This is a genomic window from Haloferax litoreum, from assembly GCF_009674605.1.
GTDB lineage: Archaea > Halobacteriota > Halobacteria > Halobacteriales > Haloferacaceae > Haloferax > Haloferax litoreum.
In genome coordinates this window covers 2,650,982-2,663,450 of sequence record NZ_WKJO01000001.1, presented here as the reverse complement: position 1 = coordinate 2,663,450, position 12,469 = coordinate 2,650,982, and the positions used below count along the sequence as shown (strand labels likewise).

Annotated in this window: 15 protein-coding genes; 7 read left to right on the top strand and 8 right to left on the bottom strand. The window is 64.3% G+C overall.

Annotation, left to right across the window (positions count from 1 at the left end; all coding sequences use genetic code 11):
* Positions 1 to 24 precede the first annotated feature (24 nt).
* Both GJR96_RS13700 and GJR96_RS13695 read left to right on the top strand, forming a co-directional pair.
* A complete protein-coding gene (locus GJR96_RS13700; protein WP_151163439.1) occupies positions 25 to 303 on the top strand; it encodes a hypothetical protein in 279 nt (92 codons plus the stop codon).
* On the top strand, positions 300 to 578 hold the full coding sequence (locus tag GJR96_RS13695) for a hypothetical protein (RefSeq protein WP_151163438.1): 279 nt from the start codon (positions 300 to 302) through the stop codon (positions 576 to 578). The genes GJR96_RS13700 and GJR96_RS13695 overlap by 4 nt, the downstream gene beginning before the upstream one ends.
* 17 nt (positions 579 to 595) lie before the next feature.
* Here the strand turns inward: GJR96_RS13695 and GJR96_RS13690 are convergent, their stop codons facing one another.
* The 3 genes from GJR96_RS13690 to GJR96_RS13680 are packed head-to-tail and all read right to left on the bottom strand — an operon-like array spanning position 596 to position 4,498.
* On the bottom strand, positions 596 to 1,378 hold the full coding sequence (locus GJR96_RS13690) for a metallophosphoesterase (protein ID WP_151163437.1): 783 nt from the start codon (positions 1,376 to 1,378) through the stop codon (positions 596 to 598).
* A gap of 4 nt (positions 1,379 to 1,382) precedes the next feature.
* Entirely contained in the window at positions 1,383 to 3,221 is a 1,839-nt protein-coding gene (locus tag GJR96_RS13685; protein ID WP_151163436.1) for a rpa-associated protein, read from the bottom strand.
* The gene (locus GJR96_RS13680) at positions 3,218 to 4,498 is read right to left on the bottom strand and encodes a Single-stranded DNA binding protein (RefSeq protein ID WP_151163435.1); all 1,281 of its coding nucleotides are present in this window, start codon (positions 4,496 to 4,498) and stop codon (positions 3,218 to 3,220) included. Before GJR96_RS13680 ends, GJR96_RS13685 begins: the two co-directional genes overlap by 4 nt.
* A 115-nt stretch (positions 4,499 to 4,613) precedes the next feature.
* Between GJR96_RS13680 and GJR96_RS13675 the strand changes: the two genes are divergently transcribed.
* Positions 4,614 to 4,982, top strand: coding sequence for a DUF7510 family protein (locus GJR96_RS13675; RefSeq protein ID WP_151163434.1), 369 nt, complete (start codon positions 4,614 to 4,616; stop codon positions 4,980 to 4,982).
* A 30-nt stretch (positions 4,983 to 5,012) separates the two neighbouring features.
* Here GJR96_RS13675 and GJR96_RS13670 read toward each other — a convergent pair whose 3' ends face one another.
* Positions 5,013 to 6,065, bottom strand: a complete 1,053-nt coding sequence (locus GJR96_RS13670) for a glycosyltransferase family 4 protein (protein ID WP_151164051.1) — start codon at positions 6,063 to 6,065, stop codon at positions 5,013 to 5,015.
* A 123-nt stretch (positions 6,066 to 6,188) separates the two neighbouring features.
* Here GJR96_RS13670 and GJR96_RS13665 point away from each other — a divergent pair, with 123 nt between their 5' ends.
* Positions 6,189 to 6,848, top strand: coding sequence for a 2,5-diamino-6-(ribosylamino)-4(3H)-pyrimidinone 5'-phosphate reductase (locus tag GJR96_RS13665; protein ID WP_151163433.1), 660 nt, complete (start codon positions 6,189 to 6,191; stop codon positions 6,846 to 6,848).
* Positions 6,849 to 6,945: 97 nt separating this feature from the next.
* Positions 6,946 to 7,281: a thioredoxin gene (gene trxA / locus GJR96_RS13660; protein ID WP_151163432.1), complete on the top strand. Its 336-nt coding sequence runs from the start codon at positions 6,946 to 6,948 to the stop codon at positions 7,279 to 7,281.
* A gap of 124 nt (positions 7,282 to 7,405) precedes the next feature.
* On the opposite strand, the gene GJR96_RS13655 is transcribed toward trxA, so the two are convergent.
* Positions 7,406 to 7,720, bottom strand: coding sequence for a NifU family protein (locus tag GJR96_RS13655; RefSeq protein ID WP_151163431.1), 315 nt, complete (start codon positions 7,718 to 7,720; stop codon positions 7,406 to 7,408).
* A 126-nt stretch (positions 7,721 to 7,846) separates the two neighbouring features.
* Between GJR96_RS13655 and GJR96_RS13650 the strand changes: the two genes are divergently transcribed.
* Entirely contained in the window at positions 7,847 to 8,563 is a 717-nt protein-coding gene (locus GJR96_RS13650) for a ribosome assembly factor SBDS (RefSeq protein WP_151163430.1), read from the top strand.
* Between the two features lie 51 nt (positions 8,564 to 8,614).
* Here GJR96_RS13650 and GJR96_RS13645 read toward each other — a convergent pair whose 3' ends face one another.
* Positions 8,615 to 8,944 carry an FUN14 domain-containing protein gene (locus tag GJR96_RS13645; RefSeq protein WP_151163429.1) on the bottom strand — a complete coding sequence of 110 codons (330 nt, stop codon included), beginning with the start codon at positions 8,942 to 8,944 and terminating at the stop codon, positions 8,615 to 8,617.
* A 239-nt stretch (positions 8,945 to 9,183) separates the two neighbouring features.
* Between GJR96_RS13645 and hflX the strand changes: the two genes are divergently transcribed.
* A complete protein-coding gene (gene hflX / locus GJR96_RS13640) occupies positions 9,184 to 10,485 on the top strand; it encodes a GTPase HflX (protein ID WP_151163428.1) in 1,302 nt (433 codons plus the stop codon).
* 5 nt (positions 10,486 to 10,490) lie between these two features.
* On the opposite strand, the gene moaC is transcribed toward hflX, so the two are convergent.
* Together moaC and GJR96_RS13630 are read right to left on the bottom strand one after the other, a co-directional pair.
* Complete coding sequence (gene moaC / locus GJR96_RS13635) at positions 10,491 to 11,009, bottom strand: cyclic pyranopterin monophosphate synthase MoaC (protein ID WP_151163427.1); 519 nt, start codon at positions 11,007 to 11,009, stop codon at positions 10,491 to 10,493.
* Complete coding sequence (locus GJR96_RS13630; RefSeq protein ID WP_255471309.1) at positions 11,002 to 12,441, bottom strand: NAD(P)H-hydrate dehydratase; 1,440 nt, start codon at positions 12,439 to 12,441, stop codon at positions 11,002 to 11,004. The genes moaC and GJR96_RS13630 overlap by 8 nt, the downstream gene beginning before the upstream one ends.
* Positions 12,442 to 12,469 lie beyond the last annotated feature (28 nt).

Here is a 12,469-nt window from a genome sequence, read left to right as displayed (position 1 = left end):
GTCGCTCGTGACTCAATTTCGGGCGTGTCCCCGAAACGAGTCTACTGGTCCGCGTTCGCCGTCTTCGGTCTCTGTGCCGCCGCCGATGTCGCGCTCGACGTGTCTGCGGGAGACGTGGGTATCAACACCGCGGCGGCGACCGCGGGCATCGTCACGGTCGGTTACGCGTCGGTCGTCGCCCTCCGCGACCCCGACCGTGCCCGAGTCCCGTCGGACTGGGGCCCACTCGTCTATCTCGTCGTCCTCGGCGCGGCGCTCTACACGTTCGGCGTCGCTCTCCAACTGTACTCGGTGGTGACGTGACTCCCGAGCGGTCGTTCTGGCTGTCGCAAGCCGGGTTTCTGGCAGGAAATGCCCTCATCGCCTTCGGTGTCGGAACTCGTGAACTTGCCCTGTGGGAAATCGTCTTCTGGGCAGGTCTCGTCGCGCTTAGCGGTGTGTTCGTCGTCTACGCCGTGCAGGAACGAGAGCGAGGCGTTCCAGAATACTTCCGCGAGTGGTCAGGGTGGCAGCGGCTGGCGCAGATTGTGGGTGTGGTCGTGTTCGTTCTCGGTGTCCTCGTTGTCGCATTCTCGTAGCCTGTGCTCTCCGTTCGTCACACGTTCCGGTAGTCGCCCAACCGCGTCCCGTCCAGCAGGTAGGCCTCCCCGTCCGCGAGGCCGTCGGGCAGGAACGGCGAGAGGAAGCCCTGCCCGGGGACGTTGACCCACGTCCCCCCGGAGGTGTTGTTGAACGCCGGAAACAGAACGAGTTCCGGGTCGCGCCACTCCAACTCCGCCACGTCGACGTCGAAGTGCTCGGCGAACACGTCGGGAACCAGTCGGCCTCGAAGCCACGCGCGCTCTTTTCGCGCACCGCCGACTTCGTCTTCGAGTCTGACCGCTGGGTGTTCGTGGGCCGAACAGACCACGTCGGCGGCGAGCACGTCTCGCGAGGGCCACGTGTGGCCGTGGCAGAAGCCAACATCGCCGAGTCGAACGCCGGACCGGTCTGTCACTTCGACGCTGTCGCCGAAGAAGTCTGCCAGCCCGCCGTCGTGGTTGCCGGGGACGAGCATCATCTCTGCTCGGTCGGTCACGGCCTCGACGAGGTCGGTCAACTCCTCGGCTTCTGCACCCTTTGGGTCGCCGATGCGGTGGCCCAAGTCGCCGAGGACGACGAGACGGTCTGCGTCGGTCTGGTCGAGGAGCGAGAGCAGTCGCTCACGGCGAACTGCGGCGTTCGACGGGAGTTCGACACCTCGCTCGTACCGTAGTCCGGCCTCGATGCCGGCGTGGTAGTCCGCGACGACGAGCGAGCGCTCCGGGAATCCGCGGCGCGTCGTCTGGGCGACGGCGGCGGGTTCGCCGGGAATCGGTTCGACGAGCAGGCCGCTCACCGCCTCAGATTGCCTTCAGCACGTCGTCCTGCGGTTCGTAACAGCGCCCACCGAGGAGTGCGTCCTGAATTGCGTCCTCGACGGCATCCGCGTCGACGCCGTACTCGTCGACGACGGCAGCGACGACATCGTCGTGGGCGGCACCGTCGCCGTCGTCTATGTCTTCCATCGTCGCGACGACTGCCGATTCGAGGTCGACGTCTTCCGCCGGCGTGACATCGGTGGACTCGGGTTCGGCGTCGTCGGATTCAGAGGCCGGTTCAGGTTCGGACGATGGTTCGGGTTCTGCTGCCGACGCCGGTTCAGCATCGGCCGCAGATTCGGATTCGAGTTCGTCCACGTCGGGCACGTCGATGTCCGCCTCACCAGCGGGGTCGACGTCGGTCCCCGTCGTGAACTCCGTGCCGAACTCGGATTCGATTTCGGCGCGTTCCTCGTCGCCCATCTCGTACATGCCGGACGGGTCGGTGACGTCGCTCGCAGACGCGTCTGTGTCGGCGGTCTCTGCCGGGTCGGCGACGGCACCTGTGTCGGCTTCCGAGTCCGTCTCGTCGATGTCAGGCAGGTCGTCGTCGAAGTCACCCAACTCGTCGAGTTCGGGTTCGTCGAGTGGGTCGTCGTCCGCGACACCGTCGTCGAAGTCGCCGAGCGTTCCACTCGAATCCGACTCGACCGACGGGTCGGTGTCGGCCGTCACGTCTGACTCGACCGTGTCTGCAGACGGCGTCTCGTCTGCACTCGTGGTCGTCGCCGACGGCGTCTCGTCGTCTGCGTCGAGGGTCGAGGGTTCGGTCGGCGACTCGGTTTCTGTCGTCTCTGTCGTTGCCTCGGCAGCGATAGGCTCGGAATCAGGTTCTGTGACCGGTTCCGCGACTGGTTCGGTCTCGGTTTCCGCGACTGGTTCGGAGTCCACGTCAGAGACAGGTTCTGTGTCGGCGGCAGACGCTACAGATTCAGTTTCCCCTGCATCGACTGTCTCAGCCTCCGCATCGGCTGTCTCCGCCTCCGCATCGACTGCCTCCGCATCGGCTGTCTCTGTCTCGACTCCCTCGGATTCGGCCGGGTCAGCATCTGCTTCGGGGGCGGATGCGACGTCGACGCTGTCGGCAGGCAGGAGGTCGAGTTCCGGCAGGCGACCGAGCGTCGCGTCGCCGTCGTCACCCGGTGACACTGCAAGGTTCTCTACGTGGTCGCGTTCGCCGGCGACGAGTTCGAGCGCCTGTACGGCGAGCGTCCGGACCGCTTCGAGGTACGCGCGGGTCGTCCCGTAGTGGTCGATAGCGCGGGGGATACCCGCGGCGAGCGTCGACTCGACGCCCCGTGCTTCGAGGGCGCGACGAAGTTCGTCCCCTCGTTGCGGCATCGAGAGTGCCTCGTCGAACACCGCGATACGGTCAAGCGTCGCCTCGGCCGTCGTGACGAGCCATCGGTCACGCACGTCGGCGTCGACGGTGTTGATGCTCTCCGGGCGAATCGACGTGTAGACCACGTCGGCGTCGTCCGGTTCGTACGTCCGGGCCTTTCCAGCGAGTGCGACGAACGCCGGCGGCGTCGCCTGGTCGAGGAACGCCATCGGGTCGGGTTGGTACTGGCCGGCGTAGGTGACGAACGCACCCGTCGGGTCTGCGATGCGACCACGGAGCACCTCGTCGTTGACGTGTTCGACTTCGGTGAGTGCGCCAGCGACGAAGGTGCGGTTCAGGCGGGCACCCGTCGGCGTGACCACGTAGTTCGGCGCGCGTTCTTCGTCACTCTCCGAGTACGACAGCGACGCGTCGTCGAACTCGGCGGCGAAGACGCGGTAGGCGACTTCGCGCGTCCCGACGACTGGCGAGGAACTCATGCGCGCACCTCCGTCAGGAGGGCCGTCGCACGGTCGGCCGGGTCGTCGTCGCTCTCTTCGAACTCGTCGGCTTCGAGGTTCGCACCGTACTCGTCTACCGAGAGGTTGCCGCGGACGCGGTACTCCCGGCCGACGAGTTTCGACGCGATGTCGTCGGCGACGACTTCCTTGTCCATCGCCTCGCGGGCGGCGGCCATCGCGTCTTCCATCGTGCCACCGTAGACGTCGGTCGTCAGGTCGTGGTCGAGAATCGCGGTCAGTGTCCCGGTGCCGTCGTCGAGAATCGCCTTCACGCGCATGTCGTCTTCGCCGTCGACCTCTCCGTGCTGGCGGCACTGGCCGTTCTGAACGACGCGCCCACAGTCGGGGCAGCGCTCGATGAGGCCGGACCCGTCGCGCACTTCGAGGACGTTCCCGAGAATTTCCACGTCGAACATCCCGCCGGCGTCGACTGCCTCGCCAATCTTGAGTCGGGGCGCGGAGTCGGTGACGGAGACCGGTTCGTCGAGGACGTCGAGCGTCGTGAACTCGGAGAGATTCACCTGCGGGACGCCGCGGAACTCGCGGACGTACACGTCCGAGAGGCGGACGTTGGCGCCTTCTTCGATGTCCGGGCGAGGCATCCAGTCGGTGAAGGGCAAACGACCCGTCTCGTCGGCGAGGACGCCCGAGAGGATAGTCGTCTCACCGTCACGGCCGCTGATTGTCCGTGATTCGACTTCGAGGACGCGAACGTCCACGACACGCCCGCGGTCACCGGCCTGTAAGTCGATGAGGTTCGCGTGGCCACCGATTCGGTCGTCGTACGGCGTCTCGACCGTCTCGGATTCGACGCCGACAGTCGATGCCGCGCCGATGTTGAGTTCGGGTTTCCCGTCCCACTCGCGGACGCCGGCGTTCCCGATAGTGACCGAGTCGCCGGGTTCGAGGCCGAAGTCCTGCCACGCCGTGTAGGAGATGACACCCGATTCGTCGGCGAGTTCTCCCTCACGAATGGTCTGTTCGTCACCCTGATAGACGATAGACCGCGTCCCGACGGTGAGGACGCGGGCCGACACCGTCACGTTCCCGTCGTCCGGGCCGATATCGGCGATGCGCTTGGACGACGGCGGTGCGTCGCTTCCAGAGGAGCCACCGCCGTGCTTCCGGCGGACGCTCTGTTTGGCTTCGTCCAGTGGGACGCTGTACTGCAAGAGGTTCTGCAGGTCGGATTTGACCTCCTCTTTGTCGACACCGAGGGCGGAGGCAAGCTCCTCGGCATGGTGGTCGATTTCCATCGATGAGGCATTCGCCCCCTTCGGATAAAAAGGATTGCCGGCGGGGGTGAGACCCCACCACCGAGTCGGGTACCGTGGGCGAATCACTAAGTGTACGCGTGTCAGTTGGAGACGTATGACGAACGACGAAACGCCCGAGACAGAGGAGGACGTCTCCTTCTCCGTGACCATCGAAGACGGGTGGACGACGATTCTGATGGAAGGCGACAAGGACACCGCAGTCGTCGTCCGCTCGGCGTCGGGCGAGCGAATCTATCTCCCGCCGGAAGGGTTCGACGCCGGCCAGTCGGACGACAGTCCGTACCAGCGCTCGGATAGTCCGTACCAGACGGCGTACGACTCTCCGTACCAGTCGGTCCAGACCGACGACTCGCCGTATCAGTCTGCACGCGGCACGATGCCTCGCGAAGGGATGGTTCCGACCCGCGATGGCTACCGGATTCGACACCCCGAACCGGTGACCGACCTCCGATTGCTCCGATAACGAAAGCGAGGCCCCGAATTCGACCGCGACTTATTCTTCGTCTTCTTCGCCTGCGTCCAGAATCTGGTGGTAGTACGCGACTGTCTCGTCGACGACGCGGTCCCACGTGTACGGTTCGTACTCTGGTTCGCCTTCGAGTGAGAGACCGTACTCGATGCCGTCGGCGATGGAACGCGAGTCAGGTTCCACCTCGATGACGCAATCTTCCGGGAGCACCTCCGCCGCGCCACTCTCGGTGGCGACGACACGGGTGCCGGTCGAGAGTGCCTCGACGATGGTGATACCGAACGGTTCAGAGAGCGACGGAGAGACGAAGAGGTCCGCAGAGGCGTAGTAGTCGCCGAGTTCCTCTTCTGGGACGTAGCCCGCCCACTCGATTCGGTCTTCGACGCCGAGCAGTTCCGCGAATCGCCTGAGTTGGTCCGTGAGGTGTCCCGACCCGCCCATGACGAGCGTCACGTCCTCGCGGTCCAGTTTCTCCAGCGCGTAGACGAGGTGTGAGATGCCTTTCTGGTCGGTGTGTCGCCCGACGAAGAAGAGCATCTTCCCGTCGATGTCGAGTTCTGCTTTGATGTCGCGGCCGGTCGTCTCGCACTCCGAAAAGCCGTTGTAGATGACGTGACAGTCGCCGCCGTACTCTTCTTTGACCTTCCCGGCGAGGAGGTTGCTCACTGCGAGCAGGTGGTCACAACGTTCGGCGATGCGGCGTTCGGTTTCGACTTCACGCTGCGGCGGGTCGATGTTACGGTCCGACGAGAGTGAGTGGAACGTCGTCACCCACTCGACGTCCTCGTTGTTCGACTTCGCGCGCGACCCGGGACCGTAACCGAACCAGTCGTGCGTGTGGACGATATCGGCGTCCGCGGCACGTTCGGCGAACGTCGTTCCCAACCGGCCGATTCGCGTGATGATGTCTCCCTCGCCCGTCGGGACACCGACGATGCCCTCTCGTTCGGGCGCGTACTCGGCGGGGAGGACGAGTTCGATGTCGACGTCGTCCCGGTCTTCGAGTCGCTCGAACATCTCGCCGACGTGTGTGTCGAGACCACCGCTGACGTTCGGCGGGAAGCCCCAACCCAGCATGAGGACCTTCGGTTTCATTGATGGCACAATCTACCACACAACCCTATTTAATTCCTGTCCGAGTGAATCCCGCTCGACACGTCTCACCGAAAGGCGTTTTCACCGCCCCACCGACCGTCGGGTATGCACGTCCACGTGAACGCCGCCACGAGCGCAGACGGAAAACTCTCGTCGCGTCGCCGCGAGCAGGTGAGGATTAGCGGCGTCGACGACTTCGCCCGCGTGGACGAGATTCGCGCGGCATCCGACGCCGTCCTCGTCGGCGTCGGCACCGTCCTCGCCGACGACCCGCATCTCACGCTCGACGATTCGTCACTCGTCTCTGCCCGCGAGTCGCGCGGTGAGGAACCACACCCTGCCAGAGTCGTCGCCGACTCACGCGCCCGGACGCCGACTGATGCCCGAATCCTCGACGACGTAGCGACGACGTACGTCCTCGTCTCCGAGGATGCTCCCGAAGACCGATGTACGGCGCTCGAAGACGCAGGCGCAGTCGTCGTCGTCGCCGGCGAGGGCCGCGTCTCGTTCCCGGAGGCATTCGGCGTCCTCGAATCGCGCGGCGTCGAGCGCGTGATGGTCGAAGGCGGCGGCGAAGTCATCTTCTCGCTGTTCGACGATGCTCTCGTGGACGAACTCACACTCTACGTCGGGTCGATGATTATCGGTGGCCGCGACGCACCCACCCTCGCCGACGGCGACGGGTTCGTCGAGGACTTCCCTCGTCTGTCGCTCCAGTCGGTCGAGCGAGTCGACGACGGCGTGTTACTGTGGTACAGGTTCTAACGGCGGCACTCAGGCCGTCGAACCCACTGTTTCGCGGTCGTGCGACCCCGCGCAAACGGGCGCAACGAGTAAGAGTGTCGCGCCGATAAGATTCTGCATGAGTACACCCGAATCGACTAACGCTCCCATCCACGTCGAGAGTGCGGACCACCTCGACGAACTCATCGCGAACAACGACGTCGTCCTCGTCGACTACCACGCCGAGTGGTGTGGGCCGTGCAAGATGCTCGAACCCACTGTCGCAGAGATTGCCGAGGAGACGAGCGCCGTCGTAGCGAAAGTCGACATCGACGAACTGCAGGAACTCGCCCGCGACCAGCAGATTCGTAGCGTCCCCACGCTCCAGTTCTACGCGAACGGCGAGAAGGCCCACCAGGTCATCGGCGTCCAGAGCAAGGACGACTTAGTCGACGTCGTCGAACGACTCGCGTAAGCGCTCTCTTCTCGCGCGTCTCGGTTCCCAGCGCGTATCGCACGGCGTGAGCGACCGCTCCCAGTGTCAGTCGAGACTGAAGACTCGAACGCGAAGGAGAGAGACAACGAGAGAGAAATCGGAGTTAGAACGGTGCGTCGGACACGTCGGGTTCGAATCCCGCGCCCGGTTCGTCGTCGTAGAATCCGCCGGTCGAGGCGTGGACGGCGTCGATTTCGTCGAACTCCACGACCATGCGCGACTTGAGCGCCTGAATCGTCATGGGCGAGATACCGCACCCGGAACACGCGCCAGTGAGCGAAATCCAGACTTCGCCCGTCTCTTTGTCGATTGCTTCGATGCCGGCGCTCCCACCGTGCATCTGAATCTGCGGGAAGTTGCGGCGCATGAACAACTCGATGCGTTCTTCGAGTGACTTCTCGGAGGCTTGCGAACTCATACTGCATCGTGGGGGTCGGGCGAGCATAACGGTTTCTTCGGTCCGTGAAACGACTGATTTCGGCAGACGACACTGCAGGCACTCGGTCGGCGAGGGCTTTTTACCACGGAGAGAGTATCGGAACCTATGATTTCACTCGACGAGGCAGTCACCGCCCGCCTGGAATCTCACGGCGCGCGCTTCGAGGTACTCATCGACCCCGACGCAGCACTGGCCATCAAGCGAGACGAGTTCGACGGTGACCTCGAAGATGTCATCGCCGCCGAGGACGTGTTCGAAGACGCCTCGCGTGGCGACCGCCCCGCCGAGAACGACCTCGAAAAGGTGTTCGGAACGACCGATCCGATGGAGATTATCCCCGAGGTCGTCAAGCAAGGAGAGATTCAGATTACGGCCGAGCAGCGCCGCGAGATGCAAGAACAGAAGCGCAAGTCGCTCATCAACCGCATCGCCCGTAACGCGGTCAACCCGCAGATGAACGACTCGCCGCACCCGCCGGAACGCATCGAGCGCGCGCTCGAAGAGGCCGGGTTCAAAATCGACCCGATGGAACCGGTCGAATCGCAGGTCGACGACGCACTCGAAGCGCTCCGCCCGGTCTTGCCCATCAAGTTCGCCGAAGTCACCATCGCTGTCCAGTTACCTGCTGAGTACGCTGGGAGCGGACAGGCGCAGATTCGAAGCTACGGCGAACTCGAACGCGAGGAGTGGCAAAACGATGGGTCGTGGGTCGGCGTCATCACGTTCCCCGCCGGGATGCAGAACGACTTCTACGACAAGGTGAACAACATCACCAGCGGGACCGCAGAGACGCGAATCGTCAAAGACGAAGACGACCTCTGAGGTCGTCGAAGACGACCGATTCGACAGCGGTCGAACGCTGTCACCCTGCGATTATCCTTTCTTGAATCCGACGAGGAACCCACCGGAGAACCCGGCGGAGATGGAGAGCGTAGAGAGAATCGTCGATATCCAGTCCGGCGGCGCGCCGGTCGCCGCGTCCTGCGTCACTTTCACCAGTCCGCCGGTGAGACGCTCCCAGTCGACTGTGAGGATGCCGCGCGATTCGAGGAACTTGAACACCGCGAGTTCGAGACCGACGATGACGGCGATGAGCTTCGCCACCTTCTTGGCGGCAAATCCGATGATGCCACCGATGACGGCCCCACTCCCGAACTCGATGCCGAGTTGTTGCGGGTCCAAGCTTAGTTGCAAGGGGTCCATACGCCGAACATCCTGCCCGTTCGTATAAGTCATTTGTGGGGGACTGTCTGGAGAACCGAGACTCGGCCTCGCCCGCGGGGAACCTACAAGAGTGCGCCTCCGTAACGTCCGGTATGGACTCGGAGGTGACGGGAAACCATCTCGCCGCGTGACCAGTTCCGAGCGGGGCTTAAGTGTCTCGGGCAAGTAGTACCTCGTGACACAGTGCAGGCAACGTACCACACAATCGAGGTGGGACGATGACGCGCGTCATCGTCGCGAAGCGCGTCGACCGCGGAGACGCCGAACTCACCGAGATAACGGACCTCGCCCGCGCGGCGGGGTACGAGGTCGTCGGACACCTCTCGCAGACCCGCGAGGAGGACGCGGCCTACCACTTCGGTGAAGGGAAGGTCGGAGAGTTAGCGGCGCTCGTCGCCCGCGAAGACGCGAAAGCTGTCATCTTCGACAACCGATTGGGCCCGTACCAGACGTACAACATCGCCCAGAAACTCCCATCGGACGTCGAAGTCATCGACCGCTTCACGCTCATTCTCGAGATATTCGGTCAGCGGGCCAATACCCGCAAAGCGCAGTTACAGGTCGAACTCGCCGAGTTACGCTACGAACTTCCGCGCGCCGAGGCGAAAGCCTCGCTCGCAAAGCGTGACGAGCGCCCCGGATTCATGGGTCTCGGGGAGTACGACGAGAGTCGCGAACGCGACATCAAAGCGCAGATTTCGCGCATCAAGAACGAACTCGACGCCATCGCCGACAAGGAAGAGACCCGACGCGAACAGCGCCGCGAATCGGGGTTCGACCTCGTCGCCCTCGCGGGCTACACGAACGCCGGGAAGTCGACGTTGATGCAGCGACTCGCCGCCGACCTCGAAGTCGGCCAGAACGACGACTTGCACCCCGACCTCGACCCGACCGCCGAGTCGCAGGACAAGTTGTTCACGACGCTCGGGACGACGACGCGCCGGGCCGAGACGGGCAAACACGACGTGCTCCTCACCGACACCGTCGGGTTCGTCTCCGACTTGCCCCACTGGCTGGTCGAGTCGTTCAAGTCGACGCTCGACTCGGTGTATCGCGCCGACCTCGTCCTCCTCGTGGTCGACGCATCGGAACCTGTCGAGGAGATGCGCGAGAAACTCATCACGAGCCACGACACGCTCTACGAGCGCAACGAGGCACCCATCGTCACCGTGTTCAACAAGATGGACAAGGTGGACGACGAGGAACTGGAGGAAAAGCGCGCCGCGCTCTCGGCACTCGCGCCGAACCCCGTCGCCGTCTCGGGACTGACCGGCGAGAACATCTCCGAGTTGACCGAACGCGTCGAGCGCGAACTACCGGCGTGGGAACGTGAACGCCTCCTGCTCCCGATGGCCGACGACACGATGAGTCTCGTCTCGTGGCTCTACGACCACGCCCACGTCGAGACCGAAGAGTACGAGGGCGAACAAGTCCACCTCGAATTCGAGGCACGCCCTGAAATCGTCGAGAAGGCGCGGGCGAAGGCGGCGAAGTTGTCAGTAACTGCAGACTCGACCTGAGACGCTCACTCGACCGTCTCTTTCTCCTTCGTCACGACTTCCACGTCCGTAATCTTCGTTCCCGGATACTGCCCGTCGTCGTCTTTTTCGGCGGCTTTCACCATGTCCCAGACGACGTTCAGGCCAGTCGTCACACCCTCTAACGCTTCCATCTCACAGCCAGTCTTTCCGGTCGTCCCGACGGTGACGGTGAGTGTGACCGACTCGTCTGCCACCTCGAACTCGGTGTCGACGTTCGTGATAGGAATCTGGTGACACATCGGAATCGTCTCCCACGTGTGTTTGACGGCCTGAATCGCGCCGATACGGGCGGTGGCGAGGACGTCACCCTTCCCGATTTGGTCGTCGCGAATCGCACCGACAGTCGACTCGCTGAGGTGAATCGTCCCGCGCGCGACTGCTCGGCGGCGAGTGTCGGGTTTCGCTCCCACGTCCACCATCTGGACGTTTCCGCGCTCGTCCACGTGCGTCAGTTCTCGTTCTTCGCCGCTGTTCGACTCGTCGTGTCGTGTCTCGTCACTCATGTTGGTATCCTTCGAGGGCGGCAGGCAGTCGTTCGAGCAGGTCGGTCGCCACGAGTCCGCCGTCGAACTCGTCGGCGGCGGCGTCGCCCGCACGGCCGTTCGCGTACGCCGCGACGGCGGCCGCGTCGAGGGGTGGGAGGACACTGGCGAGTGCGCCAGTCGCCCCCGCGAGCACGTCACCGGTTCCGCCGACGGTCATCCCCGGGTTCCCGGTTCGGTTGACTCGGTCCTCGTCGCCGTCGGACACCACGTCGTAGGCACCTTTGACGAGGAGGACGTGGCCGAGGTCCGCGGCGAACTCGCGGACGAGTTCGCGTCGCGTCTCCCAGTCGTCGTCCGTCTCGCCGCCCATCTTCACCAACTCTCCTTGGTGCGGCGTACAAATCAGCGTCGCCTCGGTGTCCACGTCGGGGACGACTTGCAGGGCGTCGGCATCGACGACGGCGGTTCCGTCGTACGCAGAGAGGAACTCGCGAACCGCCGCGAGTGACTCGTCGTGGTCTCCGAGACCGGGTCCGAAGACGACCACGTCGCGGTCTGCGGCGACGTCGAGGAGGCCCGGAACGTGGTCGGTGGTGAGGTGGTCGCCGTCGAATCCGCTGACGATGAGATTCTCGGAGTACCCCTGTACTTCACGGGCGACGTATTCGGGGCACGCGACACGAGCGAGGTCCGCACCGGCGCGGAGGGCCGCCTGTGCGGCCAGTGCGGGCGCACCGGTGTATGGTCCGCCGCCGACGACGAGGACGTCGCCGTGGTCGCCCTTGTGGCTCTGCGGGTCGCGGCGGAGCGTGAGCAGGTCGCCGGGACCGGTGAACAACTCTGCCGCCGCCGGGATACCGATGTCTTCGACTGTGACATCGCAGTCGAGCGATTCGAGACCGGGTTTGTCGTCGTGGAAGGTGACGACGTGGTCGGCTTCGACGGCGACGCCTGCGGCCTCGCCGCTGTCGGCATCGACGCCGGATGGAACGTCGACGGCGAGGACAGTCGCCGATGATTCGTTGATTGCTCGGGCGGCCGTCGCCTCAGGTTCGCGGAGTGCGCCCGTCACGCCGGTTCCGAGCATTGCGTCTACGACGAGGTCGGGGTCGCCGAGTTCGAACGTCACAGAATCGGTGACAGTCTGAAGGTCGACCTCGCTCGCGACGAGTGCCTCCCAGTTCTCGCGGGCGATGTCCGTCGAGATTGTCTCCGGGCGACCGAGGAGGGTGACTGTCACGTCGTACGCTTTCAAGAACCGCGCGGCGACGAGGGCGTCACCGCCGTTGTTGCCGCGTCCGGCGACGATTGCGACCGACGACCCGGGGTCGGCGAGGTCACGACAGACCCGAGCGACGGCGTTTCCGCTCGACTCCATGAGTTGCTTCCGCGGGACGCCGAGCGATTCGGCGTTGACGTCGACCGCGGCCATGCGTCGACTCGTAATCATGTAGAGTCGTTCGCCCGGCCCCGCGTTA

What these genes read in the sequence shown, in the direction of transcription:
- GJR96_RS13650 (WP_151163430.1), top strand. Translation starts at nt 7,847, where the DNA reads ATGATTTCACTCGACGAGGCAGTCACCGCCCGCCTGGAATCTCACGGC.
- GJR96_RS13685 (WP_151163436.1), bottom strand. Translation starts at nt 3,221, where the DNA reads ATGAGTTCCTCGCCAGTCGTCGGGACGCGCGAAGTCGCCTACCGCGTC.
- GJR96_RS13670 (WP_151164051.1), bottom strand. Translation starts at nt 6,065, where the DNA reads ATGCTGGGTTGGGGCTTCCCGCCGAACGTCAGCGGTGGTCTCGACACA.
- GJR96_RS13675 (WP_151163434.1), top strand. Translation starts at nt 4,614, where the DNA reads ATGACGAACGACGAAACGCCCGAGACAGAGGAGGACGTCTCCTTCTCC.
- GJR96_RS13645 (WP_151163429.1), bottom strand. Translation starts at nt 8,944, where the DNA reads ATGGACCCCTTGCAACTAAGCTTGGACCCGCAACAACTCGGCATCGAG.
- GJR96_RS13655 (WP_151163431.1), bottom strand. Translation starts at nt 7,720, where the DNA reads ATGAGTTCGCAAGCCTCCGAGAAGTCACTCGAAGAACGCATCGAGTTG.
- hflX (WP_151163428.1), top strand. Translation starts at nt 9,184, where the DNA reads ATGACGCGCGTCATCGTCGCGAAGCGCGTCGACCGCGGAGACGCCGAA.
- moaC (WP_151163427.1), bottom strand. Translation starts at nt 11,009, where the DNA reads ATGAGTGACGAGACACGACACGACGAGTCGAACAGCGGCGAAGAACGA.
- GJR96_RS13680 (WP_151163435.1), bottom strand. Translation starts at nt 4,498, where the DNA reads ATGGAAATCGACCACCATGCCGAGGAGCTTGCCTCCGCCCTCGGTGTC.
- trxA (WP_151163432.1), top strand. Translation starts at nt 6,946, where the DNA reads ATGAGTACACCCGAATCGACTAACGCTCCCATCCACGTCGAGAGTGCG.
- GJR96_RS13630 (WP_255471309.1), bottom strand. Translation starts at nt 12,441, where the DNA reads ATGATTACGAGTCGACGCATGGCCGCGGTCGACGTCAACGCCGAATCG.
- GJR96_RS13665 (WP_151163433.1), top strand. Translation starts at nt 6,189, where the DNA reads ATGCACGTCCACGTGAACGCCGCCACGAGCGCAGACGGAAAACTCTCG.